This window comes from Pseudoflavonifractor sp. An85, assembly GCF_002161235.1.
Taxonomy (GTDB): domain Bacteria; phylum Bacillota; class Clostridia; order Oscillospirales; family Oscillospiraceae; genus Enterenecus.
Map to the genome: position 1 here is coordinate 1 of NZ_NFHE01000055.1, position 5,680 is coordinate 5,680.

Genomic DNA, 5,680 nt, shown 5'->3' on the forward strand with positions numbered 1-5,680 from the left:
GATGTCCTGCAGGACATCTATGCGCTGGATGAAGAACACACCCAAGCCGTGGGTGAGTTGGAGCAACTCTGGGATGAGGGCTACACCGTAGCGGCACACCAGCTGGGCAAGTTTTTTCGTGACTCCCTCTCCACCCTGCGGAACCATGAAAAGGCAGAGCATTGGTTCCGGCTGTCCGCAGAGGCGGGAAATGACTGTTCAGAATATGCCCTGGGCAAACTGCTCCTCACCCAGAAGCGCACAACGGAAGCAGTGCAGTGGCTGGACAAAGCAGCCCATCACGGAAACCAGTTCGCCCAGTATCGTCTGGGCAAGCTCTCCCTCACCGGCGAAGCTGTTCCCAAGGATGTGTGGAAAGCACTGGAGTACCTGAAGTCCTCAGCCGGACAGGAAAATCAGTTTGCACAGTACACCCTGGGTAAGCTGTATCTCCTGGGCCGGGATGTAGCACAAGACCGAAAGCAGGCCCAGGAGTGGCTGTCCCGGTCAGCATCCCAGGGCAACCCGTATGCTCAATTCCTCCTCGACCGCCTGGACCAGTTCCGCGATCCCTCTGTGATGCTAGCCGCAACGAAGCTCCTCCACCACATGGGCAGGATCTTCCGGGACAACTCTGTTCCGCCCCAAAACCCGGCAGGCATTCGCATTGACTCCAAACGTCGAAGGCGGCTCACAGAGAAGCGTATGGCCATAGGCCACAAGGCAGACGATCACGAGGAGCCGCTCTTCTATCAGCAAACCATGTAACAGGAGGAAACCATGTCAACCTATATTCACTTCACAGAAGAACAGAAGGAACGGGCTGCCACCGTAGACCTGGAATATTTTCTCCGGCAGAGAGGTGAGAAACTGCTCTCCTCCGGTCGGGACAAACGTCTGGCCTCGGACCACAGCGTCACCATTCGTGGTTGCCAGTGGTTTGACCATGACAGTCGCCAGGGTGGCAATGCCATTAGTTTCGTCCGCTTTTTTTACAATCGTACTTACCCGGAGGCGGTCACCATGCTTCTGGATGAGATGTGCCCCTGTGCGCCCAAAGCGGCAGAGGCACCACCCAAGCCCTTTGCCTTGCCACCGGTCCATTCCGATATGCGCAGGGTCTATGCCTATCTGGTGAAGCACCGGAACATTTCCAGAGACGTGGTGGCGCACTTCGCCAGGAAAAAACTCCTGTATGAAGATGCCAAATACCACAACGTAGTATTTGTGGGCACCGATGAAACCGGTGTTCCCCGCCATGCCCACAAGCGCAGCACCAACAGCTCCGGCAAAGGCTTCCGGCTCAACGTGGAGGGCTGTGACCCCCGGTACACCTTTCACCACATGGGTACCGATGGGAGCCTCTATGTGTTTGAGGCCCCCATCGATATGCTGTCCTATATCACCCTACATCCGGTGGACTGGCAACGCCACAGCTATGTGGCCTGCTGCGGCACCTCCATCCAGCCGGTGGAAAAGATGCTGGAGCGGATGCCACGAATCAAAACCGTCCTGCTCTGCCTGGATAATGACGAAGCAGGACACGCAGCCAGTCAGCGTATGAAGACACAGCTGGAGGAGAACTACACCGTGGAACGGCTCACTCCAGAACACAAGGACTGGAACGATGACCTGACCGCACAGCCCCAACCGAGAAATGAGGTGATGCCCTTGTGCCAAACTTTTGGCTAAACTTCGTGGAAACTATCCAGTCATCCAAGGTTGCCCCTCTCATCATCCTAGGGCTCGTCATGGTGTTGGTCATCGGCGGGCTGTCTGCCCTCTCCCACCACTACACCCTCAATGGCATCAAATCCCGAACGGTGGGTGATGGCCAGCACGGCACCGCCCGGTGGGCCACACCCAAAGAGATCAAGAAAACCTACGCCCACATTCCCTTTCAGGTCAAGGAGTGGCGCAGCGGACAAAACCGTCCTACCCAGCAGGGGCTGGTGCTGGGATGCAAAGGCAAGAAGAACAAGCCCATAGCCCTGGTGGACAGCGACGACATCCACTGCCTGATGATCGGCGCCAGCGGCATCGGTAAAACAGCCTATTTCCTCTACCCCAACCTGGAATATGCCTGTGCCAGCGGCATGAGCTGGCTGGCCCTGGACAGCAAAGGCGACCTGGCTCGGAACTATGGGACAATCGCCAAGGAGTGCTATGGGTATCACGTCTCTGTCATCGACCTGCGTAACCCCACCCGCTCGGATGGCAACAACCTGCTGACCCTGGTCAACCGATACATGGACATTGCCCGAAGGGAGCCAAGCAATCTGGCGGCCCGTGCCAAGGCAGAAAAGTATGCCAAGATTTTATCCAAAACCATCGTCAACCCAGATAGCGATGACGGCAACCGAGGGCAAAACGCCTTTTTCTACGATGCCGCAGAGGGTCTGCTCACCTCAGTCATTCTGATGCTGGCTGAATTCCTGCCACCCGATGCAAAGCATTCCCAGGAGCGCCGACACATTGTTTCGGTGTTCAAGCTGGTCCAGGATCTTCTGGAACCCAGCGGGACCAAAGGTAAGAGCCATTTTCAGATCCTGATGGAAAAACTGCCCCCGGAGCATAAGGCCAGATGGTTTGCTGGTGCCGCTCTCAACAGCGCCGATCAGGCCATGGCCTCCGTCATGTCTACAGTGCTCTCCCGGCTGAATGCCTTTCTGGACTCTGAGCTGGAGCAAATTCTTTGCTTTGACAGTGCCATGGATGCCGAGAAGTTTGCTTCGGAGAAGTCCGCCATCTTCCTGATCCTTCCCGAGGAAGACACCACCAAAAACTTTATGGCGGGACTAATGATCCAGAACTTGAGCCGGGAACTGTTTGCTGTGGCAGACGAAAATGGCGGCAAGCTGAAAAATCGGGTGGTGCTATTCTGCGATGAGTTTGGCACTATGCCCCCCTTTGACATCCTGCCCCTCTTCTCTGCTGGCCGCTCCCGCCGTCTCACACTGGTACCCATCATTCAATCCCTGGCACAGCTGGAGAAAAACTACGGAAAAGAGGGCTGTGAAATTATAGCTGACAACTGCCAGGACACCATTTTCGGTGGCTTTGCCCCCAACAGCCAGACCGCCGAAGTGCTGTCCAAAGCCCTGGGCAGCCGTACCGTTCTCTCCGGCTCCGTGAGCCGTGGTAAGAACGACCCAAGCCAGTCCCTCCAGATGATGGAGCGTGCCCTGCTCACTCCCGACGAGCTGAAATCCATTCCCAAGGGAAGCTTCATCGTTATGAAAACCGGCACCCATCCCATGCGCACCCGCCTCCGGCTCTTCCTGGATTGGGGCATCACATTTGGAGCGCCATACACCGTGCCGGAGCGAGCCAATCGAGAGGTGGCCTATGCCAATCGTGTGGATCTGGAACAGAACCTCCCCCAATCCAGCAAGTTCGTGGGGCAGGATACAACCTGGGATCAAACTGCGGTCAAGAGGAAATCCAGCCGCACGAAAGCGTTTGGAGATGATGAGATATGAGTTACTTCGGAACCATTTATGCAGACACCGAACTGCCCTCTCGGGCTAAGGCAGTTTATATGTACCTGCGGGATCGCTCCGATGCCGAGGGCAAGTGCTGGCCAGGCATCAACACCATTGCTTCGGACATGAAGCTGTCCCGCTCCACGGTGAAGCGGGCGCTTCATGATTTGGAGCAGCACGGATATCTGGAGAAGGCTCCAAGACATCGAACCAACGGCAGCAGTACATCCAATCTGTATACCATCCGATAAGGCCGCAAAAAGCGTAGCTCCCCACCAAGGGGGAGCTGCGCTCATCTGCTGGACCCAGGGGTGGTTCATGGTGGACCGCCCAGAAGGACTCACTCTAACTGAGTATTAGTTCAGAGATAAGGGCTATTCTAAGAAGTAATTCTCTCCCGCACTTTATGCTTTCATATTCTATAAAACGGCAGATATTGGGAACTACCAGAACCAATACTGTTTTTTTATAAATATGTAAATAACCGTGCATGCGAAAATAGCAACTCCACCAACACCCATCCACCACCAAACAATGCCCATCTCGTGAGGATTTTGCTCACTTAACATATATGTTCCCGCAGATGTCAAACTCCACTGGCCTTCTCCATCCCTTCGTATCTCCTGATAAGTGTCCTTATCCGGGTTATACAAATAGAGTTGCTCGGCAGCTGTGGTGTTTTCCAATTTTAGAACAATTTTTCCACATAGAGACTCACCGTCATTTAGAACCAATGACAGTCCGTCATCTGTGCTGTGCAGACCAAGGTCCGTTATCAATTCGTTGTTATAGTTCTTTATTTGATCACCCGAAATAATAAGTTCATATCCTTCTCCTGAGACAGTAAGAGTCTGTTTAGTCTCGTAAAGGTATTTGAGCATATTAGAATCGATCTGTGGAAACTCCTTTGCAGTAACCGCCAGGGGGTATACTTTCTCTGTTTCAATGGCTATATCACCGTCCGTTGTATCGTCACCATCCGCTACCGTTCGTTGGTTTACCACGACTGTTGCAGAAGCAATGCAATCCTTATTTGACACCGTAATCGTTGTAGTACCATAATCACCAGCAGTAACAAGGCCGCTTGAAGACACTGAGGCAATGTTGGGATCGAGTGAAGAAAAGTTTATATTTTTATCTGTAGCATCGGAAGGATACATTTCAGCGCACAGTTGGAACGTTTCTCCTGGCTTTAGCACAATAAATATAGAGTTTATCTTAATCTGTGAGGTTTTAACTTCCACCTTTAAGTCAATAGTCTTTACATAACCACCAGCAGAAAGCTGAATTGTAACACTTCCCGCAGAAATACCTGTTACAGTACCAGTAGATGATACGGTAGCAACGGCCTCGTTTAACGACTTATATTCAATTGTCTGTTCAGTTGCATCTGCTGGCAAAACACGCGCAGTCAGAGAAAGTGTTCCCCCAACATACAGTGTCTCTTCATACGCATCTAATTCAATATTTTCTACCGCAATAGCAGTCGGATATTCTGGTTCATCAGTTAACAAATCATTCCCCTCTTCACCATTCAGTTCGGTACGAGGACTTTCACCATCGCCCCCGTCCACGAACACCTCATCTTGCACGAAAGAAGGATCAGGGCTCTCTATAGCGTAGCTGAAAGAGATTGTAACGACAAACAACATAAACGTCATAAAAAGCGAAATTATTCTCTTCATTTTTCTCATCATATCACTTTTCATTTATAAATTTAACCAGCTTTTACTCCCAGCTTTTGCATAACATAGTCAAAGTAGGTTATTCCCTTATATTGTATTCTTGTTTCAACCGTCATGCCATTGGTCAAATCTACCTTGTCGCCATTGTTGCTAATAACATAGAGCATATCAGGATGGATCAACACCTTGAATACTAGCTGGCTGGAGCCGTCACTACCTTCCTGCGTGGTCGCATCACTGCTAATTTGTGTCACAGTACCCGAAATGGTCCCATAAACTGACTGCATCAGGCCGGTCACTTCCATCTCGACAGAGTCCCCTTCATGGATGCGGGATACTTCCGCAGAGGAAATATATGCCTCGATCAAAGCTCCGTCATTATCAGGCGTGATTGTAGCTACCGCAGATCCAGTATAATGGTCTCATAAATTAAGACACTTTTTCGGACAATTTTTAATGAATCTGATATACTAAAATCAATACGAAAGAGAGGATTCATTACTATGTCCAGACAAAGAAGAAGTTTTAGCG

General features: G+C 51.4%; 5 protein-coding genes and 1 pseudogene. 4 read left to right on the top strand and 2 right to left on the bottom strand.

Annotated features, from left to right (window positions below; translation table 11 throughout):
* From B5G37_RS13880 to B5G37_RS13895, 4 genes are all read left to right on the top strand, one after another.
* Nucleotides 1–747: tetratricopeptide repeat protein (locus B5G37_RS13880; RefSeq protein ID WP_143482975.1), on the top strand; the 747-nt coding region annotated here is incomplete at its 5' end.
* Nucleotides 748–759: 12 nt separating this feature from the next.
* The gene (locus B5G37_RS13885; protein ID WP_087258805.1) at nt 760–1,671 is read left to right on the top strand and encodes a DUF3991 and toprim domain-containing protein; all 912 of its coding nucleotides are present in this window, start codon (nt 760–762) and stop codon (nt 1,669–1,671) included.
* 59 nt (nt 1,672–1,730) lie between these two features.
* Complete coding sequence (locus B5G37_RS13890; RefSeq protein ID WP_087258807.1) at nt 1,731–3,461, top strand: type IV secretory system conjugative DNA transfer family protein; 1,731 nt, start codon at nt 1,731–1,733, stop codon at nt 3,459–3,461.
* Entirely contained in the window at nt 3,458–3,715 is a 258-nt protein-coding gene (locus tag B5G37_RS13895) for a helix-turn-helix domain-containing protein (protein WP_087258809.1), read from the top strand. The genes B5G37_RS13890 and B5G37_RS13895 overlap by 4 nt, the downstream gene beginning before the upstream one ends.
* Nucleotides 3,716–3,907: 192 nt before the next feature.
* Here the strand turns inward: B5G37_RS13895 and B5G37_RS13900 are convergent, their stop codons facing one another.
* The gene (locus B5G37_RS13900; RefSeq protein ID WP_087258811.1) at nt 3,908–5,173 is read right to left on the bottom strand and encodes an Ig-like domain-containing protein; all 1,266 of its coding nucleotides are present in this window, start codon (nt 5,171–5,173) and stop codon (nt 3,908–3,910) included.
* Between the two features lie 8 nt (nt 5,174–5,181).
* Nucleotides 5,182–5,547: pseudogene (locus tag B5G37_RS13905) on the bottom strand (HlyD family efflux transporter periplasmic adaptor subunit); the annotation flags it as partial.
* Between the last annotated feature and the right edge of the window lie 133 nt (nt 5,548–5,680).